This window comes from Mesorhizobium sp. P2_H9, assembly GCF_056403215.1.
Map to the genome: position 1 here is coordinate 1 of NZ_JBFUFX010000023.1, position 24,352 is coordinate 24,352.

Consider the following 24,352-nt stretch of genomic DNA (forward strand, 5'->3'; position numbering starts at 1 on the left):
CCCGCCTATGACGAGATCAAGGCCGGCAACTATTACGGATCGGTCCTGCAATCGCCGAGCGCCGATGCGCAGGCCGCCATCCAGGCAGCGATCCAGATCGTGGAGGGAAAGCAGGTCCCCAAGCAGGTGTTCTTCGCATCGCCTTCGATTACGCAAAAGAATATCGATCAGTATCCGCGTCCCACATTTTGAGGGGACCTTCCCCAACGGGTTCGCAAAGGGTCCCACGGGGCAATTGGAGGAAAGCATGAGTAATGTTGCGGTGGTGACGGGCGCGGCTTCCGGGATTGGTGCAGCAACGGTGCGTCGCCTGGTCGGCAAGGGCTACAAGGTGCTTGGCGTCGATATGTCGGGCGCGCAGGAGACCGAGAACCTGGGATGGGTATCGGGCGATGTATCGGCGGCTTCGACATGGCAAGGGGTCGGCGAGACGCTGAGAAGACGGGACTGGCAACCTTCCGCTCTCGTGACGGCGGCTGCGTATCTTGAAGTCGGAAACGTCCTGGAGCTTTCGGACGACGCATGGGCGAAGACGATCGGCGTCAACTTGATGGGCCTTGTCTTCGCCGTCCGCAGCGTGCTTCCCGCAATGATAGAGCGTGGGCGTGGCAGCGTGGTGACGATCGGCAGCATCGATTCCTATATGGCCGAACAAGGGCTGGTTTCCTATTGCTCCAGCAAAGGTGCGATTTTGCAGTTTACCCGGGCACTTGCCATGGACCACGCCCGCCAGGGCATCCGCGCAAATTGCGTGTCGCCGGGTGTTACCGACACCCCCTTTTTCCGTCGCCATCTGGCGACGGCCAGCAACCCGGATATGTTTTTGCGCGCTCGCGAGCAGCGCAATCCCATTGGACGCTTACTCGACCCGGACGAGGTCGCGTCCACAATTGTCTATCTCGTGTCCGACGAGGCATCCGGCGTCACCGGCGCCAACATGGTCGTTGATGGCGGCTTGACCGTCGGTTTCGATTTTCGCACAGGCACCGGCGGGGACTGACGCGGAGTGCGGATGCCCTGCGGCTGGTCGCTGTGATAACGTCGAACAGCCGAAATAGCAGGAGAGGCAAGACATGAGCGGACTTTCAGCGATCGTGCCGATTGAAACCGAAACGCTTGGGGTGCGCGTCTATCTCCAGCTGCGCGAGATGCTTATCGCGGGCCAGTTCGCACCTGGAGAGAAACTGACCCTTCGAACGCTGGCGGCAGCGATTGGAACGAGCCCGATGCCCGTCAGGGACGCACTGCGCCAGCTGATGGTCGATCAGGCCATCGAACTCCTCCCCAATCGTGTGTTCCGCGTTCCCTTGATGAGCAAAAGCCGCTTCATCGAACTGCGCGAGATCCGCATCCGCATGGAAGGCATGGCTATCGAATATGCGGCCGAACGAATTTCCGCAGCCGAACTTGGGGAAGCCGCTGCCTTCTCCGCGGCGTTCAATGCCGAATGTGACCTGCATCAACCGGATCCGGCAAAGTTGATTGTCTTGAACAAGAACCTGCATTTCACATTATACAGGGCATCGCGACTTCCAGCATTGCTCCAGATCATCGAGGGTTTGTGGACGCAGATCGGTCCGGTCCTGAATCTGGACGTTCGCTCCGGATCCGAGAGGATCACCAGCAAGACCCCGACCAAACATCATGAGGCCATGATCGCCGCGCTGAAGGTCCGTGATGCCGATTCGGCAAAAGCGGCCCTCGCCGCCGACCTCCGCAGCGCCAGCGACTATATCCTTCAACAAAACCGGCTCACCTGAGGTCGAGGATCGCCATGCCCTCGTTTCCGATTATCGACAGCCACCTGCACATCTGGCGCCCTGACCTGCTCGATATGTCATGGTTGAAGTCGGCGGGAAAACTCAATCGAGGCTTCACTTTGCAGGACTTCGACGAAGCAAGGGCGGACGTCGAGGTCGAGGCAATGGTGTTCGTGGAGTGCGATGTGGATGAAACCGCCACCCTGGCGGAAGCCAGATGGGTGGCGGACGTCGCCCAGCAGGACCACCGCATCAGGGCGATCGTCGCGCATGCGCCGATACACAAGGGAGACGCCGTTCGGGGCCACCTCGAGAAGTTACGCGACATCGTACTGGTGCGGGGCGTACGAAGGCTGCTTCAGCAGGAAGCCGACGCGGATTTCGCGCTGAGACCCGATTTCATCGACGGACTCAAGGCGCTGTCGGAATTCGGATGGTCGTTCGATATCTGCATCACCTACCGGCAGATGGAAAGCACCATCAAGTTGGTGCGACGGTTTCCCGAGATGCGATTTGTCCTCGACCACATCGGCAAGCCAGGTATCCGGGAGCAGCGCTTTCAGCCATGGGCCGACCAGATGAAGGAACTTGCTCGATCCGGGAACGTCGTTTGCAAACTGTCGGGCGTTGCAACGGAGGCGGACCATGAGCAGTGGACAGTCAGGGATATCGAGCCGTTCATTTCAACCGCGCTAGAGGCCTTTGGGCCTAAGCGTCTGATGTTCGCCGGCGACTGGCCCGTGGCGACCAACGCCGTGTCCTATGTGGGCTGGGTCCATGCCGTCGATCAGGTCATGTCGAAGCTCAGCGGTTCTGAACTGCGGGCACTGTACCGCGACAATGCCATCGAGACCTACAAACTGAACGTCTAACGACATAGCGGCTCGTATTCGACTGCCTTATGCTGTGATAACATGTAACAGCTTGGGCCTTGAAGGGACGCGGTCGCCGGGGAGAAGCATATGAAAGACATCGGTCGGCCATCCGCGCGCCAGCTGCTGATCGCGGCAGCCGTGCTGGTCCTCCTGACGGGTGGCGCGACGGTGCCGGGCCTGTTCAGCTTCGACAACATCACCCAGATGCTGAGGCAGATATCCGTGACGGGGATAATTGCCCTTGGCGTGACATTCGTGGTTATAGCCGGCCGCCTGGACCTGACCGTGGGTTCGCTTCTGTCGCTTTGCGCCGTGGTGGCAATCACACTTCACGACGAGATATCGCCCGTCGCCGCGGTCACTGTCCCGATCATCATCGGCTTGATGGTCGGCTGCATAAATGGGTTCCTCGTCGCGATCCTTCGGCTGAACTCATTGATTGCCACTCTTGGCATGCTATCGGTTCTCCAGGCGGTCGCCCTCGTTTGGACGAGCGGACAGAACGCCCTCATCGATCGGCCTGAGGCTACGTGGTTCGCGGTGATCGGCCGCGGCTACCTGCTCGACGTCCCGATACCGGTGCTGATCTTTCTCCTGCTTGCGGCATTGACCGCAATCCTGCTTGGAATGACCCGGTTCGGCAGGGAGGTCTTCTCCGTCGGTGGCAACGAGATCGCCAGTCGCTTCTCGTCCATAGCCGCCAGGCAGGTGCTTTTCACTTGCTATGTGATTTCCGGCACGTTGACGGGGATGGCGGCCATCGTCTTCAGCTCACGGGTGATGGCAGCGCAAAACAACTCTGGTTCAGGCCTCGAGCTGCAGGTGCTGTCGGCGGTTATCCTCGGAGGGACAAGCCTGGCCGGCGGTGACGGCGGTATCGGCCGCACCATTATTGGCGTGGTCCTGTTGGGATTTATACAGAACGCGCTCCTGCTCATCGGCCTGCCTTATTACGTGCAGTGGCTGGTTTCGTGGGTCGTGATTATCGGTGTCGTATGGGCGGACGTAGCCTCCCGGCGCGGTAGGGTTCTCGCATGAGCATCGGGGACATCAAAATGGCAAGCAGCCGGCAAGAGGCAGCGCACGGCCCTCATGCAGGAATGAGGCTCGTGGAATCCGTGAGATACCTGGCCCGAAACCCCGTCTGGCTGCTCGGTCTGGGGCTCTTCATTTTCTTTTCCGTGACCACCTCACACTTTCTGACGGCCTACAACCTGTCGAATGTGCTCTTCCAGTGCGCGCTGGTCGGTCTGCTTGCCACCGGCCTCACTCCCGTCATCATCAGTGGAAACATCGACCTCAGCGTCGGGGCGGTCGTCGGCCTCTCGTCTTGTCTCGTCATCGGCATGCAAGAGCAGATCGGGTTGGCAGGCGCGATTGCCGTAGCGTTAGGTAGCGGCCTCTGTCTTGGCCTCCTGAACGGGCTCGCCGTTGAGCGCCTGGGTGTCAGCTCGTTCATCATAACGCTCGCTGGGATGATTGGCACGAGGGGTTTGGCGTTCCTGTACGCCGGCGACACCTCCTTGTCGGCGATCGACGAACAGCTGTACGACCTCACCATGTTGCATGTCGGCCCGGTCACGCTGATCCCCTTTATATTTCTGACTGCCGTGTTGTGTTTCCAATGGATGCTTCGGCGTACCGTGCACGGCAGGAATACCTACGCCATTGGCGGAAGCCGATCGGCATCGACAAATGCCGGGATTCCCGTGTCGCGGCATGTCGTGATCAACTTCATCATCTGCGGATTGATGGCGGCGATATGTGGGGTCGCCATGGCGGCCAACCTGGGAGCGGCCACGCCCAGCTACGGCAAGGATTATGAGTTGTGGGCAGTGATCGCTGTCGTCCTCGGCGGCACCCGTCTGCGCGGCGGCAAGGGCGACCTGATCGGAACATTCGCGGCGGTGCTGGCACTGGCCATCCTGCGCAACGGCCTCAACATGCTTCACGTTGCCCCCTTCTACATCCCGGGCATCATGGGGTTGGCGCTGATCGCAGCGCTCGTTCTGGACAGACAGCTCAACCGTGCAAGCAAGACAGCCGAATGACACTCGCGCCAATCAAGGGAGGCTCCCAGATGTCGATTGCGCCGCCACCATTGCAATCGCAGCCCGAAGCAACGCAGGGGGCGATCATTTCACTCGAAGGCGTCGGAAGGACATTTCCGGGCGTGATTGCGCTTTCGGACGTCACGTTCGACGTGCTGCCGGGCGAAGTGCATGCACTATGCGGCGAAAACGGCGCCGGCAAAAGTACGCTCATGCGCGTCATGGCCGGAAGTTTCCCGCAAGACAGCGGTACGATACGCTATCGCGGCGAAACGGTGACTTTCGCCAGCCCCATGGATGCCAAGCGTCGCGGCATCCTTCTCATCCACCAAGAAATTTCGCTTGTCCCGGAATTGAGCGTTGCCGAAAATATCTTCCTCGGCGATTTCCCGAAGCTGCGGGGCGGCCGCCTCGATACGAAAAAACTCTACCGCGATGCCGAACACGTTCTTGAAGATTGTGGGTACGATCTCGATGCGCATGCCATTGTGGGCGACCTGTCGCTCGCGCGCCAGCAAATGGTCGAGATCGCGAGGGCTACGGCGTTCAATTGCTCGGTCGTCATTTTCGACGAACCGACAGGGGCGCTCACCAACCAGGAGGCCGAGGCACTTTTCGTCACGATCGACCGCTTGAAAAAGCGCGGTGTCGGCATCGTCTACATATCGCACAAGATGAAAGAGGTGCTGACGCTTGCCGACAGGGTGACGGTCCTGCGTGACGGAAAGGTCACCGGCACGCTATCTGGCGAAAAGATCACAGAGCGCGAGATCACGCGCCTCATGATCGGTCGCTCGCTCGACAGCTATTTTCATCGCGCGCGGCGCCGGATCGGCGAAGAAGTTCTCCGCCTTGAGGGCTTCGGTGTGGGCGGCTCCGCAAAGACCGTCGATCTCAGTATCCGCGCCGGAGAAATAGTCGGTTTGTACGGGCTCGTCGGGGCCGGACGATCAGAGCTCATGGAAGCGGTTTTCGGCTTGCGCAAAATCACTTCGGGCAAATTGTCATGGTGCGGCCAATTGCGGGAAATCAGCTCTCCCAAAGATGCCGTGCGGCTTGGCATCGGCTTCGTACCGGAAGACCGCAAGGAACAGGGCTTGGTCCTTGGATTGGGAGCGCGCGACAACACCAGCATGGCGTCGTTGCGCCGGCTGGTCCGCTTCGGCTTCATGGATACGATCAAAGAACAGTCGATCTTCGAGAAGTATCGCGAACGTCTCGAGATCAAAGTGTCTACCGCCAAGACCCGTGTCGGAACGCTCAGTGGTGGAAACCAGCAGAAGATCGTTCTTGCCAAATGGATGGCGACGGCGCCCAAGCTTCTGATCCTCGACGAGCCGACCCGGGGCATTGATGTCAATGCGAAAGCAGAAGTGCATGCCCTGATCGGCGAACTCGCCGAGAGCGGCCTCGCGGTCATCCTCATTTCCTCCGAAATGCCCGAGATCATTGGTTTGAGCCACAGGATCGTCACCATCTACCAAGGCGAGGTGACCGGCGATCTTGCAGCAGAGCACGTCACCGAGGACATGTTGGTGGAGCGTGTCATGAACCCGCCCGAGCGGTTCGCAGATTTGTTGATTGGTTGAGGCAGCAGCATGGACAATCTAACTTCCAAGGTCGCACTTGTTACCGGCGGCTCGCGGGGCCTTGGCCGGGAAATCGCCCTTGGTCTGGCCAATGAAGGGTGCGACGTCGCGGTTCACTTCAATGCCGACAAACAATCCGCCGACGCTGTCGTCGATGAGATAAAGGCCAAAGGCCGCAGGGCCGTGGCCATCGGCGCCGATCTTTCCGATCCAGCGCGGGCCGCGGAACTCGTGCGGATGGTGGGGGCTTCCCTGGGATCGATCGACGTGCTCGTCAACAATGCAGGGATCAATCCCTCCAGGACGATCGACCAGGTATCAGGGCAAGATTGGGAGCGGTCCCTTCAGGTCAACCTGAGTCCCGCTTTCCACACCACCCAAACGGCGCTGCCGGAGATGCGGCGGCGCAAGTGGGGCCGCCTCATCTTTATCTCTTCGATCGCTGCGCAAACCGGCGGCATCATCGGTCCCCACTATGCCGCCAGCAAGGCTGGTCTCATCGGTCTCGCTCACTACTACGCCAACGCCCTTGCCAAGGAAGGCATCACCGCCAATGTCCTTGCTCCGGCGTTGATCGAGACGGACATGATCAGGAACAATCCTGCAATCAACCCAACGCTGATCCCCGTTGGTCGTTTCGGCCAGCCGGACGAAGTCGCCTCGGTTGCCGTCAACCTTGCACGGAACGGCTACATCACCGGGCAGACGCTCAACATCAATGGCGGCTGGCACATGAGTTCCTGAGCGCCCCGTCTGGGTCAGCCCACAAACGATCGCGGTTGGCAGTTTTCATTCAGTCGTTGCGCTTCCAGCCAAGGCGAGAAAAGGCCGCTCTGTCCCGCAGGAGACGGCGGCCTTTCGATATCTCAGCCCAGGTTTACCCACACCGACTTGGTCTGCGTGTACTGTGACAGCGCCTCGAGGCACTTGTCGCGCCCGTTGCCGGTCTGCTTGTACCCACCCCAGATCGAAGTCATGTCGCCATGGTCGAAGCAGTTGACCCAGACGACGCCGGCTTCGATGTCACGAGCGAACGTGTGGGCTTTCGAAATGTCGCGTGTCCATATGGATGCCGCCAGGCCGTAGATGGAATCGTTGGCGATTGCGATTGCGTCCTCGGCCCCGTCTACGGGAATGATGGTCGCTACGGGCCCGAAGATTTCCTCGCGCGCGATCCGCATGTTGTTGTTGACGCTCGTGAACAGCGTCGGCTCGACATAGGCTCCCGATGGCGCGGACGCCAGCGTGCCGCCGCCGAACCTCAGCGAAGCCCCTTCCTGCCGGCCGATGTCGATGTAGCTCAGCACCCGCTTCTGGTGCGATGCGGTGACGAGCGGCCCAATGGTGGTCGATGGATCGAGCGGATCGCCGAGCACGAAGCTCTGCTTGGTGCGGGCGGCAAACCGTTCGACGAAATCGTCGTGGATGCTCCTGTCGACCAGGATGCGCGATCCGGCGTTGCAGACCTCGCCCTGGTTGCCATAGATACCGTTGACGGCATAGGTAACGGCGGTGTCGAGATCGTCGAAGTCGCCGAGGATGATTTGCGGGGTCTTGCCGCCACATTCGGTGCTGACCCGCTTCATGTTCGACTGTCCAGAGTAGATCATCAGCAGCTTGCCGACTTCCGTGGAGCCCGTGAAGCCGATCTTGTCGACGTCGTTGTGGAGAGCGAGCGCCTTTCCCGCTTCCTCGCCAAGACCGTGGACCACATTGAGAACGCCTGCAGGACCGCCCGCTTCGATGAAGAGTTCTGCAAGCAGGTTTGCCGACAATGGGGATTGTTCGGCCGGCTTCAGAACGACGGAGTTACCGGTCGCCAGGGCCGGGCCGAGTTTCCAGGCCGCCATCATCAATGGATAGTTCCAAGGCACGATCAAGCCGACCACGCCCAGGGGCTGCCTGAGGATGTAGTGCAACGCGCTGGCCGTCGTCGCGGTCACCGCGCCTTCGATCTTGTCGATCGTTTCGGAGAAGAACTTCAGGGCCACGACCGATCCGGGGATGTCGATGTTCATCATGTCCATCACGGGTTTGCCCATGTCGAGACTGTCAAGGATCGCGAACTCCTCGGCATTGGATGCGATGAGGCCAGAGAATTTCTCAAGTACCGCCATCCGCCCGCGTGGGTCCATACGCGACCACACACCTGACTTGAACGCCTTGCGGGCCGCGGCCACGGCACGGTCGATCTCGGACTCACCGCCGCGAGCGACTTCCGCGATTGCCTGGCCCGTCGCCGGGTTGATCGTCGGGAAGGTTCGTCCGTCGACGGAGCCAACATAGGCTCCATCGATGAAGTGCTGCGTGCGGAATTCAAGCGACCCGGCCTTGGTCCGCCAGAAGTCGTGGGTATAGGTCGAGGCATCCATGCTGATCTCCCTTCAAATGGACTATGATTCACGGCGGTCACGCAGCAGCGTGACCGAGAGGACGATGAGGACGAAGGACACAGCGACGATCACTGTTCCAACGGCGTTGATCTCAGGTGTGATGCCGCGCCGCAGCGTCGAATAGATGTAGATCGGCAGCGTGACCTCGCGCCCGGTCAGGAAATAGGTGACGGGTATCTCGTCGAAGGACAGCGTGAAGCACAGCAGCGCGGAGCCGAAGATCGAACTTCTGATGGCTGGGAGGGTCACGCGCCGGAAGGTCTCGACAGAGGTCGCCCCCAGGTCGGCGGACGCCTCGAGCTGGCGGCGATTAAGCTTGGCGAGACGCGCCATCACTTGTGAAACGACAACGCCGAGCAGCGCCGTGGCGTGACCGATCACCACCGCCGTCAGGCTTTGTGGGATACCGATCTGCTTGTAGAAGTTCAGCATGGCGATGCCCGTGACGATGCCTGGCAGGCTGAGCGGCAGCAGGATCGCGTTCTGAAAAAGCCGCTTGCCGGGGAACTCGTAGCGGTCGAGCGCGAGCGCGGCTGTCACGCCGATGACGACGCTGAGCGCCGTCGCGAACGAGGCGACCACAAGGCTGTTCGACAGCGCGCGCAGCATCTGTTCGTTGGAGAGGAAGGCCTCGTACCAGTGAAGCGTGAAGCCAGCCAAGGGAAAGGACGTGACCTTGCTGTCGTTGAAGGAAAAGACGACCAGGATGACGATCGGCAGATACAGAAAGGCGAGCACCGCGAGGCTGACGCCCACCATGCCCTTTTGCCACCATCTTAAAGCGTTCATGTCGGCCTCCTCACGCCAGATCGACACGACCGGCACGGTCAAGCCGCATAGAAAGCTGCAGAAGGACCAAAACCAGTGCCAAGACCACGGTGGCCAATGCCGAGCCGAGCGGCCAGTTGAGGGCCGTCCCGAACTGCGTCTGCAGCAAATTGGCAACCATCGTTCCATTGGGACCGCCGACGAGAACGGCGGCGACGAAGTCGCCGAACGCCAGGCAAAACGTCATCGTGGCGCCAGCGATGACGCCGCCCAGAGAAAGTGGAAAGATCACCTTCCAGAAGGTCATGAAAGGACCGACGCCCAGATCCTCGGACGCCTCGATCAGACGTCTTGGAATGTTGTCCAGAACCGTAAACAGCGGCATCACCATGAACGGCACGAAGATGTAGACCAGCGTGATCACCATGGCGGTCTGGTTGTAGAGGAAGATGTCGAGTGGCGCGTCGATGATCCCGGTCGAAACCAGCAGCGAGTTCAGCGCCCCGTCAGTGCCGAGAATGATCTTCCATGTGTAGGCGCGCAGCAGGTACGATACCCATAGCGGCACGATTACCGACATGTAGAGAAGGTTGCGAAGTGCTGCCGATCTCACGGTGAACACCAGGAAATAAGCAAGCGGATATCCCAGGATGACGGCGCCCAGAGTGACGAGCGACGCGATCTTCAGCGTCCTCAAAATCACCGTCGTGTATTGCGGGTCGGAGAAGATCTGCACGTAATTGCCGAACTGAAAGTCCGGATGGAAGAGAGGAAATTGCCGGGTCCAGAAACCGACGGAAATCATGATGGCATAGGGAACCACAAGAAGGAGAAGAACCCATGCCAGTGGCAGCGAGAACAGGGCAAGGAAGCTTGCAAGCGTGCGGCGCGTCAACGTCATTCCTGGTCTTCCTTCGCGTTGAAGACCATGACGTCGTCCGGGTCGACCAGCAGGGTAATGTGGCTGCCAGGTTCAACCCCCGATGGAGATGAAACGGCCGTCCGGGGCAGCTCGGCGAAGAGAGGCATGGTGATTCCGTCCAGACCCAGTTCGAGACGCAGGCGGTCCCCATGAAAGAGGCTTTCCCTGATCACGCATTCCAGCGAATTGGTGGCTCCGGACGTCGCGGCGACAAAGCGCTCCGGTCGAATTCCAAGGGTGATCCTTCTGCCAGGTTCCCGCATCGCGGTCGCCCGACGGGAGCGCACCACCATGCCATTGCCGATGCGAAACGCGGCCGTGTCGCCGTCGCGTCCGATCAGTTCGGCCGGGACGAGGTTGGCCCCGCCAATGAAATCCGCCACGTAAGGATTGGCCGGATTGTCATAGAGCTCGATCGGCGAGCCGATCTGGGAGATGCGCCCCTGGTTCATGACGACGATGCGATCGGAAAGCGCGAGCGCCTCGGTCTGGTCATGGGTTACCATCAGGAAGGTGATGCCAAGCTCGCGGTGAAGGCGCTTGAGCTCGACTTGCATGCCCTCGCGCAGCTTGACGTCGAGCGCCGAAAGGGGCTCGTCCAGCAGCAGCACTCGTGGCCGGCGCACGATCGCTCTCGCCATTGCGACGCGCTGACGTTGGCCACCCGACAGTTCACCGGGGCGGCGATGCGCCATCCCCTCCAAGCCTACCAAAGTCACGGCTTCGCCGACACGCTTTGCCCGCTCCGCCTTGGGGACATTGTTCGATTTGACGGAGAGGCCATAGCCGATGTTGTCGGACACGCTCATGTTGGGAAACAGCGCATAGTCCTGGAAAACCGTGTTGACGGGACGATGATAGGGCGCGCGCTCGGTGACATCCTGGCCGGCGATCGAGATGCGGCCGGCGCTCGCCTGTTCAAAGCCGCCAATCAGCCTCAGGGTCGTCGTCTTGCCGCAACCGGAGGGGCCGAGCAGCGTGACGAACTCGCCTTCCGCGATGGCGAGGTCGGTCGGATGCAGGGCGGTGAAGGCGCCATAGGTTTTCGCAACGCCTTCAAGCGCCACGATCGATTTGGAAGTCATTGGTTCCCCAGACTTTTTATTGTTTCGTAAGTGGCGAGCGTGGCCGCGGTCGGGCCACGCTGTCGGCTCGATCAGGGGGCGGCCTTCACGGCGTTCCAGACTTCCAGATACTTGTCGAGGCGTTTCGGCTGCTGCCACATGACGAGGCTCTTGACGAACTCGATATTGTTGACCTGGCGCTCCTTCTTGAGTTCGTCCCTCATGCAGCTTTCCACTGCCTTGGGATTGACCGGGAAGTAGCCAGTGGATTCGGCGATGCCGCACTGGCCGTCCGCGGACTGCATGAAGGACATGAACTTGTAGGCGCAGTCCTGGTTGGGCGTGTCCTTGACCAGCATCATTGAGTCCATCCAGCCCTCGGCCTTTTCCTTCGGCGTGAACTCGACGACCTCGAAGCCCTTCTTGAGGTTGTTGACGTCCTTGCTCGTAAGCCCGGTCCAGGCGTTGGAGACGTACACCTCCTGGTTGGCCATCAACTCGGTCAATTCGCCGGCCGACGCCCAGTATTTGCGGATCAGTGGCTTTTGTTCGATCAGCTTCGCCTTGACAGCGTCCAGCTGCTCGTCGGTCAGGTCGAAGACGTTGTTGTAGCCGAGATAGCGAGCTGTCCAGTAGATCGCAGACTTGTCGTCCCACAACGAAATCTTGCCCTTGTACGCCGGGTCGAAGAGAACCGAGATCGAGTCCGGTTTGGTGGTGAACTTGTCAGGCCTGTAGATCAGTGACACCGACCCCCAAACGAGGGGCACGGCCCAGGTTGCACCCTCCGCCACGAAGTCGCTGTTTTTTGAGAATTCCGGATAGATGCTGTCATGGCCTTGGACCTTGGCCGTGTCGATCGCCTGTACGAAGCCCGCAAGCCGCATCATCGGCACCGTGTCGAGGGATGGTGTGATGATGTCGTACACACCGCCACCGGCCGCCAGCTTGGCCGCGAAATCGTCATTCGAGCCGACGTAGGAAGCCGTCACCTTGCATCCGGATTCGGTCTGGAACTTGGAGATGAACTTGTCGGCTGCGTAGCCCTCCCATGTGAGGATATTGAGTTCTGCAGCTGTGGCGGCCAACGTCTGTGCAGTGATGGCAACGGCAGCGAACGCGGCGATCATTGGTGTCTTGAGTGTTCTCATTCTCATTCCCCTTTCTTTTTTCAAAGCTCATTGTCTCTGTTTGGTTTTCCTAACGAGGGTCGCGATATCGATGCCGAGCGACTTGGCGGCGCTGCGTTTGCTTCGATTTCCGGCGATGGATTTTTCAATGACCCAAGCCTCGAACTCCCGAACCATGTCTTTGAGGTTGGCAGAGGGAGCGGCGTCGATGGGGTCGGCGTGCCTTGGAGTGGAGACGGCCGTCGGGGTCGGCACAATGAAGTGCTCTGCAAGCGCCACCTGGTCGGCGGCCGCGGCGGCGCGCTCGAGAATGTTGACGAGCTCCCGTATGTTGCCGGGATATCCATGCGCCTTAAGTCTATCCATGAACTCGGGCGAGAGCCTGAGTTGCGGCTTGCGCCCAAGATTGAGGCGGCGAAGATGATGATCGGCCAACGCCTCCACCAAGCCTGTCTGGTTTCTCAGGGGCGGAAGCTCGAAAGCCATGACGGCGATGCGGTAATAGAGATCGCCCCTGAACGCACCGCTGGCCACCCGATCCGACAGGTTTTCACTGGTTGCCGCGATGACCCGTACCCTCGCCTGCCGCCGCTGTGCGGAGCCTAGCCGGCTGAAGGTTTGCGTCTCCAGAACGGCGACGAGCTTCGACTGCGAGGACGCGGATAGATCGGTGACCTGGTCGAGGAAGAGAATGCCGCCGTCGGCAGCCTCCAGATAGCCGAGCTTGCCGCGCGTCGAAGTGTCCATCGGCGAGCCTGGCTCGATGCCGAACATTTCCCCCTCGAACTGGTCGTCGGAAAGCATGCCGCATCTGACATGGATGAACGGCGGCGCCTCAGGGTCCCCTGCCCTTCCCGCCGCCAGGGCCAGTTCGGTCTTTCCGGTTCCCGTCTCTCCCGTGAACAGCACGTTCGCCCCCCGCTCGAGGGCGGTCCTTGCCTGCTTTGCGATGGCCTCGATCGGAGGTAGCCGGACGAGACGCGTCCTTGCGCTCCCCCACGCCTCCGCCTCGAAGCGGAAATTATCCGACACGTCGGCGCTTCGGCCGTGCCGGCCGGCCTCCCTCATCGTCAACAGCGCGCCATAGGCTCCGCCATCGGCGGTGCGCAGGATGCTCAGTGATGCGACGACGCTTCGCTGAGAGTTGAGGAGGCCGGCCACTTCGATGCGCTTGAGCTGCTGAAGGGCAGCGGAGAGTTTCTGTACGACAGGGCCTGCCGTCTTGGCGTGCTTTGCCAGTTCGGAGCCGACAAGGTCGCCGCCGGCCAGATTGAGCAGGAGCTCGAGCTTGCTGTTGACGAGTTTGATCTTGCCATCGACTTCAAGGAGCGCCGCTCCATCGGGAAGAGCTTCCAGAAAGGAACCAAATTGTGCATCGTCAATGAAAGACGGCCGCAGCCGGCGGTTGGCAAGGTTGGTGACGTCGTTGGCGTAGAACTTCATCACAAGGCCTCCTCTGCGAGGAGGCGAGTGCGGCGTTTGGCTCTGCGCCGTGCTGTCAGGACGTAACGTCGAACCTCGCCCTCCATGCGAGCGGAACGAAAGCGCCAAGTGTCACGGCTGTCATCTGCCGAAATGACCCCAAGGTCGCATTCGCCATCCTCGCCATCTGAAGCCGCTCGGCGCAGCTTTTCGACGGCATTGCGCGTTTCGATGAAGTGCTGGATCGAACGTCCGAGAATTTGGTCGGCAGGGCGAGCCCAGGCGGCCTCAGCGGCCGGATTGGCTGCAAGAACCGCGCCCTGTTCGGAAATGACCAGGATTGGATCGGGAGTTGCGCTCAATATGTCGAGCATCGTGTCGGCGCGATCGGACAGTTGTTGTTCGCGCCTCTTGTGTGGACCAATGTCCCTTGTCGTTCCCCAAAGACGGATCAAACGTCCGTCCTTGATGGCGGCACGGAAGTCGTTCTCAACGAGCATCTCGGTGCCGTCATGCCTGCGGTCAATGGCGGCGGCATGATCAAGGCGGTAGTTCGAGCGCACGAGATCTCTCACCATCTGGCGGTTGACCTCGGTGTCGGGGAAATATCTCGACACGGCCTGCAAATTGAAGTCGAGGCCTTCCGGCACCCGGTAAAGCCGTGCCATCGCCTCATTGCAGGCGCGCCAGCGGCTCTCGTTGGAAAATACCCGTTCGACGATCTCCTCTTCGGCAAGTGAGGTATCGACTGGGTCGAGGAATTCGATGCACCAGCACGCTTCTGTCGCCGCACCGATCATCTGAGAGAGGATTTCAACGCGCTCCACCAGTTCGGGGCCGATGCCCAACGTGGCCGGTGAAAGGGCCTGCTTGATGATGGCGAGGCCACGCGGCGCGTCTGGAATGGCGCTCGCAACCATCGGCACCTCGCTGTAGGAGGGCGTGTTTACCCAGATCGGAAACGTGGCATCCGCAATATGCTGTCCTTTGGCGATTGCCCTCAGCAACTGCGCGGACGTGCTGCTGTAGACGCGCTCGAGCGGCAGACCGCCCACTTCCCTGGCTTCGATCCCAAGTTCACGGGCCTCGAAATCGTTGACTGCTGATATGCGCCCCTCCTCATCGATCCAGTCGATCATGAGGAAGCCTAGATCGGCGATTGATGGCTTGGACGTCTTCATCTTGTGATCCTGCTGAGGGAAAGAGGGCGCATTTCCCACAGCGGCTGAATTCGGAAACGCGATGATCCAGCCACAGGGGACAACGAAGGCAATGCTAAATTCGCTTATACGGCAATTAAAATGGTTCAAGATGGGCACTGTGCGCATCACCGCAGCGAAACGACGCGTATTTGCATCGTTTCGCCCGGCCATCGCATGCGGATTTCGCCAGACTGCGGAAATTCGCTTTACCTTATGACTGCAGCGGGTGCGTCAGGGGCCGCGCGATTTGGCCTTTTGTATCGCCGATACCTACTTGGCGGCCGATTTTCTTGATCTCGGTATTGATCACCTTCCCCAGCTGCGCTTGGAAAGGTTCTTCCGGCTCGACACCGTTGGCCGAGACAGTCACGCCCCGCGAAACCGGCGGACGGGCGAGACGCCGATCTTATGAGCGATGTGTGGCCGGTCCAAAATTGTTCGGACACCTGCATCTGACGACGTCCGCCTCCTGGAACATCCCTTACAGCTGTAATCGCGGCGTTGCTCACTGCATCGCTCTTAGCCTCGAAGGTAACGTCACCGAGTTCATTGAATCAGAGCCGACTTTTGACGTCATGCTGATTTCCTCGAGCGGTGTACCCGTACACCACACTGCTCCGACGACGCGCAATACCGTCATCGCTCGCGAGTACCCGACAGAAGAAGGGGAATGACATCAAGTAATGCTGCGCAGTTGACGGCACCTGAGTGCAACCACCGCTATAAGGACTAGCAAAATCAACCTAAGTAAGGAATCCACAACGATCCAGCTCGATCAGAACGGGCATGAGCAATCACACATGATCCTATGCTGCAAGTGAGGCGAATCGATACCGTCCCTTCACTTGGCACCGCTCCAGTCGAGTACCACGAACGGTTCATCAATCTCTCTGTTGAGCAGCGCGCCATAGACAGCAGGGGGTTCACTGGGATTCAAGCTGCGGACCAAGCCATCGACCGGGATACGGCCTTCCGATAACCATTTCAGCGCCTTGGCCAGACCGGTAAAGGTGCTGTGTGAGGCATTGTTGTACCCCTCGTAAAGTTCCTCCCACACGAAGGCACGGGAGAGGAGCGGGACTTCCCATTCCCAGCCGCTGCGTAAAACGACGAAATTGAAGAATATCGCGTGGAGTATCTCTTGGGCCAAAATGGCTGTATTCGCCTTCCACGGCACACCGAGCAACACGACCTCGCCGCGTTTGCCGCACTACTTTGCAGCCGTCGAGCACCGCCTGTTCATGCCCCGAGCAATCGATTACCTGGGCGACCGAGCCGACATACTCCGGATCGCCCATAACAAAATCCACGCGCGACCAACACTCATTCAACATCGCGCCAAGTCCCAGCCTTAGCCGAGCGGTAGATCGCTTCAACGGTGCGCTGCACCTCCAGCCCCTCCCGGAAACCCGCATGCCCGACCGTTTCGCCAGCAACGGCTCGCAGGAAATCGCGCACTTCGATGGTCTTGAGATCATTGAAGCCTATCTGATGGCCGGGCGCGACGCAAAACGCACCATATGGCTCGTGCGCGGGTCCGGCGAATATCTTTCGGAAGCCGCTGCGGCCTTGCGCGTCTGACGTAAGATAAAGATCGAGCTCGTTGAAGCGCTCCTGACTGAAGGCGATTCCACCCCTCGAGCCCGAAATAGCGAAGTCGTGTTGCATCTTGCGTCCGGTCTCGATCCAATTGGCCTGGATGCAGCCGGTAGCTCCGTTCTCGAAACGAACAAAAGCGCGGCCAATGTCTTCCACCTCGACGTTACGGCGTGTCTTTGATCCCAATGCTTCGGGGCGTTCGGTTATGACGGATCTGAGATCACCCAGCACCTGGGCGATCGGGCCGACCAAATAGCGCGCTGTCGCCACGACGTGGCTGCCGAGATCTGCCAGCGCGCCGCCGCCGCCGGCGGGGTCGAGCCGCCACGTCCACGGCGCCTCAGCATCCGCCATGTAGTCTTCCGCGTGGATGCCGTTGAAAGATCGCACCTCGCCGATTTCGCCACTCTCGATGATCTCCTTGGCGAGCTTCAGCATCGGATTCTTCAAGTAGTTGAAGCCGACTGCCGTGACGACGCCGGTCGCCTCGGCGGCGAGCGTCATTTCCAATGCCTCGGAAGCGCTCGGAGCAAGCGGCTTCTCGCAATAGACGTGCTTGCCCGCCGCGATCGCGGCCAATGCCATTTCTTTATGAAGAACGTTGGGCGCAGTGATGTCTACGATATGGACATCGTCCCGCGTCATAAGTTCCCTCCAATTGTCGGTGTAGCCGAGAAAACCGAGTGCGGCGGCCGCGTGGCTGGCGCGGTCGCCGTCGACGTCGGCCAGCACCACCCGATCGATTTTGATGGGAAGGTCGAAGACATGATTGACAGCAGTAAAACCGAACGCATGGGTCCTGCCCATGAAGCCTGAACCAATCAGGCCCAATCCCAGTCGCATTGCAGTGTCCTTTGTTAAAGCTTTGTCGCGGCGGCCAGCCGTGTGTTCCCGGAGCGTGGTCAGATCACGAGCCTGCAGTCGCGCCAGACACTGCCCGCCTCATGGCTGTCGGCACAGGCGTCGACGAACTTGACCCCGCGCGCGCCGTCGGCGACGCTGGGGTAGTTCAGCAGGCCCGCAGGTAGCGACTCTCCGTTGCGGCGGGCTTCGATGGCGATGGCAAACTCGGTGTATAGATTGGCCCAGGCATCCGAAAGCGCCTCGGGATGACCACGTGGCATGGTGATGAGACGCTCTGCTTGCGTCACCATACCCGCGCCGTGTCCGCGTACGAACACAGTTTCTGGCTGGTTCAGTCTGTTGAAACGGAGGAATTCCGGCTTTTCCTGATCCCATTCAAGCCCTGCCTTGTCGCCATAGACCCTGATCCTGAGCCCGCAATAGTTGCCTGGGGCGGCCTGCGTGACCCAGAGCGTTCCGGGCACCCCTCCCTCATAGCGAGTTTGCACGAAGGCGGTATCCTCCATCGCCTTCGGCGCGCCGCACACATGGAATTCGGCCCGGCATTGGACCATCTCCAAGCCTGTAACGAAGTGGGCGAGATGGAAGGCATGCGTGCCTATGTCATTGGTCGCCGACGCGCGACCCATGCGCTGGGGGTCTCGGCGCCATCGGGCTCCCTTGAAGTTCGGATCATCCGGTTCGGTTGCCCAGTCTTGCATGTACTCGACATGGATTTGCCGCACACGGCCGAGTTCACCCGCCAACACAAGCTCGCGCGCCTGTCTGACCATGGCGTGCGAGGTGTAGGGATAGGTAACGCCGACGACAAGGCCTGTGTCCTTTTGCAGCCTTACGAGTTCCAGCGCGTCCTCAACCGTCGTGGTAAGCGGCTTGTCACAGATCACGTCGATGCCCTTCTTGAGAAAGGCCTCGGCGATGTTCTTGTGGGTCCAGTTCGGCGTCGAGATGACCACCGCCTCGATCCCGTCCGCAAGCGCAGCCTCGCGCTGTGCCATCTCGTTATAGTCGGTGTATACGCGATCGAGCAGCCAGTCGCGACCGGAGGCCAGGGCTATTTCCGGGTCAGATGAAAGGGCGCCGGCCACCGCTTGCCAACGGTTGGAGAGCCGCGCTCCCATCGCGTGAACCTGGCCGATCAGGGCGCCGCGCCCGCCCCCGACAAAGCCCAGCCTGAGCCGGCGCGTGATCGGTGGAAATCGCGTTTCATCGGATGCAACAAGACTCATTTGTCGGTTCCCTTCCGGTGGTGCGAGCCACATCGCAAGGAGGTGGCCTGTTGTTGTTCACTGTCTGAGACCGGCGACTTCACGGCCAGGACAAAGTCCGAATTCGAGCCTGCTTCAGGCACGCCACCAGTTCGGCAATCAAGGCGCGCTCGCTCGCACGCTGCAAACGACGGAAGAGGTCGTCCCTTGCTGGGTTGACGTGGAGACCGGCACCTTATGTGCGGATCACGTGATCGGTGAGTTCTTCGATGGTTGTGTCCTTCTTGGCCGCTTCGAAGACCTTGGTCCCGTGGCTCATCACAACGAAACGGTCGCAGACCATGTAGGCGTGGTAGAGGTTGTGGGTGACGAGGACGCTGGACGTGCCGTCGCGCTTCAGGTCGCGCACATAGGCTAGAAGATGCTCGGTCTCGCGGACCGACAGCGCTGAGGTCGGCTCGTCAAGCAAAAGGATGTTTCGTTTGAAGTGGACAGCGCGGGCAATCGCAACCGCCTGCTTCTGGCCGCCCGAAAGGAAACCGACCTCTTTGTCGGGGTCGTCGATGCCAGAGATCTGCACCGCACTGCCGAGGATGTCGATCGCTTTCTCGCGCATTGCCTTGTGGTCCATGAAGCCGAAGCGCCTGGTCAATTCACGCCCCATGAAGATGTTGCGGCTTATCGACATGGAATCGACCAGGGCTATGTCCTGGTAGATGGTTTCGATACCGGCCGCCTCGGAGGCCGCGCGGTTGCGTATTTCCGTCTTCCTGCCGCCGACGTAGATCTCACCCGAGGTCGGAGGATTGATGCCGGAAATCATCTTGACCAGGGTCGATTTGCCAGCGCCATTGTCGCCCAGAAGGCCCACGACCTCGTTGCTGCCGATGTGGAAATTCATGTTGTCGAGGGCGAGGAACGAACCGTACTTCTTGACGATGTTGCGCGCTTCATAGAGCGGTGTGCCGGTGTCGGCTTCTGCCTTGCTCAGCATACTCATCTTCCTTCCTCAGCCCCTCACCCGACGGACCGCGGTGTTCATGACCACCGCCAGCACGATCAGGGCACCCACGAACATGTCGAAATAGAAGGCCGGCGCCCGTAACAGCAGCAGAACGTCCTGGATGGTGAAAACCAACGCAGTCCCAAGCACGATGCCCAGGATTGACCCGCGGCCGCCGGTCAGCGCAAAGCCGCCGATCACGCAAGCCGCGATTGTCTGCAATTCCATGCCCAGGCCCCCGCCCGGCTGAATGGAGCCAACGCGCGACGCCGCGACGACGCCAGAGAAAGCGGCCATGAACCCAGCCAACGCGAACGCCACGGTCTTGGTGCGCACCGGATTGATGCCGATGGCGACGGCGGCGTTGCGGTTGCCGCCAACGGCGAAGAAGTGGTTGCCCAGCCGATGATGGTGGAGGAGAAAATAAAACATCACGGCAAAGACGAGAAACCAGATCATCGAGGCATGAACGACGCCGACCTCTCCGCCAAACAGGGTGGCGAAGGGTTCGGTCGGCTTGAAGCGCAACGCCGATGAGCCATGGACAAACAGCGTCGTGCCCTTCCAGAACAGCATGCCACCCAGCGTGGTGATGAATGAGGGTATGTTGAACTTCAAAGTGATGAAGGCGTGCACGATACCGATCAGCACGCCCAGAGCCAAAGCGAACGCCAGGCCCATGAACGGCGCTAGCGCGCTGCTGGGATCGGCGGCGATGTCACCCATGAAATGGTTCGAGACCTCCGCGCAAATGATCGACAGCAGCGAATATTGCGCGCCCACCGAAAGGTCGTACTCGCCCGCGATCATCAGGATGCCGACGCCCAGCGCCATGATACCGGGCACGGCGATCGACTTCAGCGTGACGGAAATGTTGGCCGGCACCAGGTAGCGAAAGGAATCCGGGAACAGCAAGGCGGCGATGATGCAGACGATCTGCACCAGGATGAACATGACCGCAATGCCGCCTTCGGGGCGATCGCGGATCCAGTCGCCAAGCTTTACCGTCAGCGGGCGCTTGGCCCGCGCCGCGATGGCCTTTCGGATATGGTCGGACTGGGTCAGTGTCATCTTGCCCTCACGTTGGATGGGGTCCTGCCGCCGGCGGCCGCCAGGGCCGCCGGAAGCGTCAACCTTGGTCTAGCGGACGGGGCCGGCCCATTTCTCGGCAAGCTTGTAGTTGGTCTTGTCGATGAGGCCCTTGCCGCCCGTATCCATCTCCGATGGGTAGAGACCGTATTTGAGATAGAGCGCAAGCTGGGTGACGGCATAGTAGCCCTGGCTGTAGGGCTGTTGATCAACCGCGGCGGTAAGTTCGCCGTTGGCGATGTTGTCGAGAATCTCCTTGGACACGTCAAAGCCCGCGGCCGGGATCTTGAGGCCCGCGTCCTTGATTGCCTGAACGGCTTGGCTGGTAGGCGTTTGACCAAGGCCGACGACGGCGGCGGTATTGGGGTGCCCCAGCAGGTACTGGGTCATCAGATTGAGCGCCTGGGCGTGGTCGTTGCCGGTACCGAGGATCTCGGATGTCGCACCGATCTCTTCCAGGGCCTTCTGCACGCCGGCATGGCGCTGCACGGCGTAGGTCGCTTGGGGTGCCTCGACGGGCGTGAACACGACGTCGCCCTTCTTCAGATGATGCTCCTCGATCATGCGCTTGCCCAGCACGTAGCCGGCATCGGCGAAGTTCTGGCCCATGAAGGCCAGCCGGCAGGTGGAGCCCGCCGCGCCATGGCGGGAGTCATCGATGTTGAAGGTGACGACCGGAATGTTCTGCTTCATGGCGTTGCACAGGACGTCGATATAGGCGTTGTCATCGGAGATGTTGACGGCGATGCCCGTGACCTTGTTGGCAATGCCGGTCTCCAGGATGCCAAGCTGGTGCTGCTGGTCTTCCTCGCCGAACTGGACGTCGAGGTTGACGCCCTGCTGGGCGGCAGCATCCTTGGCGCCGCTGATGACCGCCTCGAAGAATGGGTTCGAGGACTGCGACCAGGGCACGAAAAGGATGTTGATCTTCGACCATTCGTCCTTGTGATCGGCATCGGCCGCACGGGCCGCTGGCGCCAGGCCAAGCATCATCGACAGCGCGATGGTCGCGCCAATTGCTTTGGTGATTCGCATTCAACTTCCTCCCAGAGACGCCCCGAATCCCGCTCGTTATGGCGGACCTCCGTCGAGGCATTTGTCGGCTTAGAGCCAGCTACGAGAAAATCACAAACGGCACCCTCTTGCAACAGAAATTTCTAATGCAAAACCTTTGCAACATACATTGAAACCTTTGCGCGGCCGGCGACATACGCCTGTTTCAGGGATCAAAATACTCACCGGCCGGGTCCAATCCTGTGAGGGATGCGTCGGGCGCAATCTCCTCGCGCGCGCCGCTGGCAAGGGAACGAAGCGCTGCTTGCGCGATCAGGGTCGCGACATAGCCATCGAACGCGCCTGCGCCGCCATGGGGCTTGCCGCGAAGGTTCCCTATCCAGGCCTGGAGTTGGAGCCGATAGGCATCGCTGAAGCGTCCACGCCAGTCGCTGGGGAAAGTGCGCGCCTCCCCACCTTCATTGCGCACGAGGTTCGGCGCGGGCCGGCCAAGCTCGACCGTGCCGTTTTCGCAGACCAGTTCAGCGCGGATGTCATAGCCATAGGCGGCGTTCATGAAGATCTCGATGTCGACCATCACGCCATTCTGCATTTCGAGAAGCAGCAGGATAGGATCGCGCAGCGTGGCGCTGGCCTTGCTGGCCGACTGGAGGGCAGTGACCGCGACAGCCTCGACACCCAGCAGCCATCGCACGATGTCGAATTCGTGCACCGCGGCATTTGCAATAGACATCTGTGGCGTAAAAAAACCTGGTGCCGCGACGTTGCGGTGGGCGCAATGCATGAGTAGCGGACGTCCCAGCCGCCCCGACGAAAGTGTTGCGCTCATTGCGCCATAAGCGGGATCGAACCGGCGCATGAACCCGACCTGGATCATGCGGCGACCTTCACGATGCTCGGCTTCGATCAATTCGCGGCATTCCGCCACCGTGGGCGCGAGCGGCTTCTCGCACAATACGGGTTTGCCGGCTCGCAGGCAGGCCAGCACCATCCCGGCATGGGTATGATCCGGGGAAGCGACGATCACCGCCTCGACCGCCGGATCCTCAATAAGGGCAAAGCCGTCAGTGAAATGACGGTGCGCTTCATGAGCACGCGCGACCTCGCAAGCGCGCGCCTCGTCGGGGTCTGAAATGGCTACGAGTTTGGCGCCGCCGACCTGAGTGGCGAGAATGCGGGCATGGTCCGCGCCCATGACGCCCGCACCGATGATGCCGATTCCGAGACTCATTTAGTCCCCCGAAAACCACCAGCTTTGCGTGCGGTCATCCCATCCGCTCCGAAGCATAGGAACCCGGCGACGGCGGAAAGACGACCGTCTTGTTGCCATTGAGAAACACGCGTCCGTGGATGTGGGCATGGATCGCGCGGGCGAGGACTTGAGCCTCGACGTCGCGGCCGAGGCTGACATAATCCTCGTTGGATTGAGCATGGGTCACGCGCACGGTATCTTGCTCGATGATTGGGCCTTCGTCCAAGTCGCCGGTCACGTAGTGCGATGTGGCGCCGATCAGTTTCACGCCCCGCTCGTAAGCCTGTTTGTAAGGGTTCGCGCCCTTGAACGACGGCAGGAACGAGTGGTGGATGTTGATGATCCGCCCCGACATGGTCCGGCACATGTGGTCTGACAGGACCTGCATATATCGGGCCAGCACGACCAGCTCGGCGCCCGTTTCCTCCACAATGCGCATCTGCTGCGCCTCGGCCTGGAGCTTGTTGTCCTTCCTCAACGCGATGCAATGGAATGGAATATCGTGATTCACAACGACCTTTTGGTACTCCATATGGTTGGAAATCACCGCCACGATGTCGATTGGAAGAGCACCGATACGCCAGCGATAAAGAAGATCGTTAAGACAGTGACCGAAGCGCGAGACCATGATGATAACCTTGCGCTTGATGGCCTCGTCAAAGAATTGTGCCTCCATRCCAAAAGCGGAAGCAATCGCTTCGAACCCTGTCCTGAGTTCTTCAAGTCCGTGACCGCCTTCGGAGCGAAAGCTGACCCGCATGAAGAAATTTCCGGTATCGGCATCGTCGAACTGGGCACTGTCGGTGATGTTGCAGGTCTGATCTGCCAGGAAAGTTGAAATGGCGGCAACGATCCCCCTGGTTGAGCGGCATTTCACACGAAGGGCAAAGTTGGACATGATTTTTCCTTGGCAGCTTGATATCGGGAGCCCGTGTCGAAGGCGGCGACGTGGTCAGGGTGGACATTGATCGCAATGGACCTGACCTGCTTCTGCAGCTGTTACCCACTTGTCGGCGGCCGCACTTAGGCGAGATCGCGATGTAGATCGCATTGAGAATGCGCAGTCATCCAATATCACCTGATGCGACAAGTTCCCGCACCGCATTGGGCGGCTGGCAAGCGAACCTGGATGGCGGCGGTGTGGACC

22 protein-coding genes and 1 pseudogene are annotated in these 24,352 nt (G+C 60.2%); 8 read left to right on the plus strand and 15 right to left on the minus strand.

Annotated features, from left to right (window positions below; genetic code table 11):
- The 8 genes and pseudogenes from AC1DXN_RS29940 to AC1DXN_RS29975 all read left to right on the plus strand — a co-directional run.
- Nucleotides 1-192, plus strand: a pseudogene (locus AC1DXN_RS29940) (sugar transporter); the annotation flags it as partial.
- Between the two features lie 55 nt (nucleotides 193-247).
- A complete protein-coding gene (locus AC1DXN_RS29945; RefSeq protein WP_109658959.1) occupies nucleotides 248-1,000 on the plus strand; it encodes an SDR family NAD(P)-dependent oxidoreductase in 753 nt (250 codons plus the stop codon).
- 73 nt (nucleotides 1,001-1,073) lie between these two features.
- Nucleotides 1,074-1,760, plus strand: a complete 687-nt coding sequence (locus AC1DXN_RS29950) for a GntR family transcriptional regulator (protein ID WP_109658958.1) — start codon at nucleotides 1,074-1,076, stop codon at nucleotides 1,758-1,760.
- A gap of 14 nt (nucleotides 1,761-1,774) precedes the next feature.
- Nucleotides 1,775-2,632, plus strand: a complete 858-nt coding sequence (locus tag AC1DXN_RS29955; RefSeq protein WP_477277734.1) for an amidohydrolase family protein — start codon at nucleotides 1,775-1,777, stop codon at nucleotides 2,630-2,632.
- A gap of 90 nt (nucleotides 2,633-2,722) precedes the next feature.
- Nucleotides 2,723-3,673 carry an ABC transporter permease gene (locus AC1DXN_RS29960; RefSeq protein WP_477277732.1) on the plus strand — a complete coding sequence of 317 codons (951 nt, stop codon included), beginning with the start codon at nucleotides 2,723-2,725 and terminating at the stop codon, nucleotides 3,671-3,673.
- Nucleotides 3,670-4,686, plus strand: a complete 1,017-nt coding sequence (locus tag AC1DXN_RS29965; protein WP_210266355.1) for an ABC transporter permease — start codon at nucleotides 3,670-3,672, stop codon at nucleotides 4,684-4,686. Before AC1DXN_RS29960 ends, AC1DXN_RS29965 begins: the two co-directional genes overlap by 4 nt.
- Nucleotides 4,687-4,715: 29 nt before the next feature.
- Nucleotides 4,716-6,275 carry a sugar ABC transporter ATP-binding protein gene (locus AC1DXN_RS29970; protein ID WP_477277730.1) on the plus strand — a complete coding sequence of 520 codons (1,560 nt, stop codon included), beginning with the start codon at nucleotides 4,716-4,718 and terminating at the stop codon, nucleotides 6,273-6,275.
- 9 nt (nucleotides 6,276-6,284) lie between these two features.
- Entirely contained in the window at nucleotides 6,285-7,019 is a 735-nt protein-coding gene (locus AC1DXN_RS29975) for an SDR family NAD(P)-dependent oxidoreductase (protein WP_477277728.1), read from the plus strand.
- Between the two features lie 122 nt (nucleotides 7,020-7,141).
- Here AC1DXN_RS29975 and AC1DXN_RS29980 read toward each other — a convergent pair whose 3' ends face one another.
- The 15 genes from AC1DXN_RS29980 to purU all read right to left on the minus strand — a co-directional run bounded on the left by AC1DXN_RS29980 (nucleotide 7,142) and on the right by purU (nucleotide 24,103).
- Nucleotides 7,142-8,647, minus strand: coding sequence for an aldehyde dehydrogenase (locus AC1DXN_RS29980; RefSeq protein WP_477277726.1), 1,506 nt, complete (start codon nucleotides 8,645-8,647; stop codon nucleotides 7,142-7,144).
- A 21-nt stretch (nucleotides 8,648-8,668) separates the two neighbouring features.
- On the minus strand, nucleotides 8,669-9,457 hold the full coding sequence (locus tag AC1DXN_RS29985) for an ABC transporter permease (protein ID WP_477277725.1): 789 nt from the start codon (nucleotides 9,455-9,457) through the stop codon (nucleotides 8,669-8,671).
- Nucleotides 9,458-9,467: 10 nt separating this feature from the next.
- The gene (locus tag AC1DXN_RS29990) at nucleotides 9,468-10,337 is read right to left on the minus strand and encodes an ABC transporter permease (protein WP_477277723.1); all 870 of its coding nucleotides are present in this window, start codon (nucleotides 10,335-10,337) and stop codon (nucleotides 9,468-9,470) included.
- Nucleotides 10,334-11,581 (minus strand): ABC transporter ATP-binding protein, encoded by a 1,248-nt coding sequence (locus tag AC1DXN_RS29995; protein WP_477277721.1) that lies wholly within the window; start codon nucleotides 11,579-11,581, stop codon nucleotides 10,334-10,336. Before AC1DXN_RS29995 ends, AC1DXN_RS29990 begins: the two co-directional genes overlap by 4 nt.
- The gene (locus AC1DXN_RS30000; protein WP_477277719.1) at nucleotides 11,515-12,573 is read right to left on the minus strand and encodes an ABC transporter substrate-binding protein; all 1,059 of its coding nucleotides are present in this window, start codon (nucleotides 12,571-12,573) and stop codon (nucleotides 11,515-11,517) included. The genes AC1DXN_RS29995 and AC1DXN_RS30000 overlap by 67 nt, the downstream gene beginning before the upstream one ends.
- Before the next feature lie 27 nt (nucleotides 12,574-12,600).
- A complete protein-coding gene (locus AC1DXN_RS30005) occupies nucleotides 12,601-13,995 on the minus strand; it encodes a sigma 54-interacting transcriptional regulator (protein WP_477277717.1) in 1,395 nt (464 codons plus the stop codon).
- On the minus strand, nucleotides 13,995-15,347 hold the full coding sequence (locus AC1DXN_RS30010; RefSeq protein ID WP_477277715.1) for a PAS domain-containing protein: 1,353 nt from the start codon (nucleotides 15,345-15,347) through the stop codon (nucleotides 13,995-13,997). Before AC1DXN_RS30010 ends, AC1DXN_RS30005 begins: the two co-directional genes overlap by 1 nt.
- A gap of 670 nt (nucleotides 15,348-16,017) precedes the next feature.
- Nucleotides 16,018-16,365, minus strand: coding sequence for a hypothetical protein (locus AC1DXN_RS30015; RefSeq protein WP_477277713.1), 348 nt, complete (start codon nucleotides 16,363-16,365; stop codon nucleotides 16,018-16,020).
- A gap of 134 nt (nucleotides 16,366-16,499) precedes the next feature.
- Entirely contained in the window at nucleotides 16,500-17,618 is a 1,119-nt protein-coding gene (locus AC1DXN_RS30020; protein ID WP_477277711.1) for a Gfo/Idh/MocA family protein, read from the minus strand.
- 59 nt (nucleotides 17,619-17,677) lie between these two features.
- Nucleotides 17,678-18,868: a Gfo/Idh/MocA family protein gene (locus tag AC1DXN_RS30025; RefSeq protein ID WP_477277709.1), complete on the minus strand. Its 1,191-nt coding sequence runs from the start codon at nucleotides 18,866-18,868 to the stop codon at nucleotides 17,678-17,680.
- Nucleotides 18,869-19,082: 214 nt separating this feature from the next.
- Complete coding sequence (locus AC1DXN_RS30030) at nucleotides 19,083-19,847, minus strand: ATP-binding cassette domain-containing protein (protein WP_477277707.1); 765 nt, start codon at nucleotides 19,845-19,847, stop codon at nucleotides 19,083-19,085.
- A 9-nt stretch (nucleotides 19,848-19,856) separates the two neighbouring features.
- Complete coding sequence (locus tag AC1DXN_RS30035; RefSeq protein ID WP_477277705.1) at nucleotides 19,857-20,921, minus strand: ABC transporter permease; 1,065 nt, start codon at nucleotides 20,919-20,921, stop codon at nucleotides 19,857-19,859.
- A gap of 69 nt (nucleotides 20,922-20,990) precedes the next feature.
- Nucleotides 20,991-21,974, minus strand: a complete 984-nt coding sequence (locus AC1DXN_RS30040; protein WP_477277703.1) for a substrate-binding domain-containing protein — start codon at nucleotides 21,972-21,974, stop codon at nucleotides 20,991-20,993.
- 184 nt (nucleotides 21,975-22,158) lie between these two features.
- The gene (locus AC1DXN_RS30045; protein ID WP_477277701.1) at nucleotides 22,159-23,184 is read right to left on the minus strand and encodes a Gfo/Idh/MocA family oxidoreductase; all 1,026 of its coding nucleotides are present in this window, start codon (nucleotides 23,182-23,184) and stop codon (nucleotides 22,159-22,161) included.
- Between the two features lie 34 nt (nucleotides 23,185-23,218).
- Nucleotides 23,219-24,103, minus strand: coding sequence for a formyltetrahydrofolate deformylase (gene purU / locus AC1DXN_RS30050; RefSeq protein WP_477277699.1), 885 nt, complete (start codon nucleotides 24,101-24,103; stop codon nucleotides 23,219-23,221).
- Nucleotides 24,104-24,352: the final 249 nt, after the last annotated feature.

What these genes read in the sequence shown, in the direction of transcription:
- AC1DXN_RS29945 (WP_109658959.1), top strand. Translation starts at nt 248, where the DNA reads ATGAGTAATGTTGCGGTGGTGACGGGCGCGGCTTCCGGGATTGGTGCA.
- AC1DXN_RS29950 (WP_109658958.1), top strand. Translation starts at nt 1,074, where the DNA reads ATGAGCGGACTTTCAGCGATCGTGCCGATTGAAACCGAAACGCTTGGG.
- AC1DXN_RS29955 (WP_477277734.1), top strand. Translation starts at nt 1,775, where the DNA reads ATGCCCTCGTTTCCGATTATCGACAGCCACCTGCACATCTGGCGCCCT.
- AC1DXN_RS29960 (WP_477277732.1), top strand. Translation starts at nt 2,723, where the DNA reads ATGAAAGACATCGGTCGGCCATCCGCGCGCCAGCTGCTGATCGCGGCA.
- AC1DXN_RS29965 (WP_210266355.1), top strand. Translation starts at nt 3,670, where the DNA reads ATGAGCATCGGGGACATCAAAATGGCAAGCAGCCGGCAAGAGGCAGCG.
- AC1DXN_RS29970 (WP_477277730.1), top strand. Translation starts at nt 4,716, where the DNA reads ATGTCGATTGCGCCGCCACCATTGCAATCGCAGCCCGAAGCAACGCAG.
- AC1DXN_RS29975 (WP_477277728.1), top strand. Translation starts at nt 6,285, where the DNA reads ATGGACAATCTAACTTCCAAGGTCGCACTTGTTACCGGCGGCTCGCGG.
- AC1DXN_RS29980 (WP_477277726.1), bottom strand. Translation starts at nt 8,647, where the DNA reads ATGGATGCCTCGACCTATACCCACGACTTCTGGCGGACCAAGGCCGGG.
- AC1DXN_RS29985 (WP_477277725.1), bottom strand. Translation starts at nt 9,457, where the DNA reads ATGAACGCTTTAAGATGGTGGCAAAAGGGCATGGTGGGCGTCAGCCTC.
- AC1DXN_RS29990 (WP_477277723.1), bottom strand. Translation starts at nt 10,337, where the DNA reads ATGACGTTGACGCGCCGCACGCTTGCAAGCTTCCTTGCCCTGTTCTCG.
- AC1DXN_RS30000 (WP_477277719.1), bottom strand. Translation starts at nt 12,573, where the DNA reads ATGAGAACACTCAAGACACCAATGATCGCCGCGTTCGCTGCCGTTGCC.
- AC1DXN_RS30005 (WP_477277717.1), bottom strand. Translation starts at nt 13,995, where the DNA reads ATGAAGTTCTACGCCAACGACGTCACCAACCTTGCCAACCGCCGGCTG.
- AC1DXN_RS30010 (WP_477277715.1), bottom strand. Translation starts at nt 15,347, where the DNA reads ATGGCCGGGCGAAACGATGCAAATACGCGTCGTTTCGCTGCGGTGATG.
- AC1DXN_RS30020 (WP_477277711.1), bottom strand. Translation starts at nt 17,618, where the DNA reads ATGCGACTGGGATTGGGCCTGATTGGTTCAGGCTTCATGGGCAGGACC.
- AC1DXN_RS30025 (WP_477277709.1), bottom strand. Translation starts at nt 18,868, where the DNA reads ATGAGTCTTGTTGCATCCGATGAAACGCGATTTCCACCGATCACGCGC.
- AC1DXN_RS30030 (WP_477277707.1), bottom strand. Translation starts at nt 19,847, where the DNA reads ATGAGTATGCTGAGCAAGGCAGAAGCCGACACCGGCACACCGCTCTAT.
- AC1DXN_RS30035 (WP_477277705.1), bottom strand. Translation starts at nt 20,921, where the DNA reads ATGACACTGACCCAGTCCGACCATATCCGAAAGGCCATCGCGGCGCGG.
- AC1DXN_RS30040 (WP_477277703.1), bottom strand. Translation starts at nt 21,974, where the DNA reads ATGCGAATCACCAAAGCAATTGGCGCGACCATCGCGCTGTCGATGATG.
- AC1DXN_RS30045 (WP_477277701.1), bottom strand. Translation starts at nt 23,184, where the DNA reads ATGAGTCTCGGAATCGGCATCATCGGTGCGGGCGTCATGGGCGCGGAC.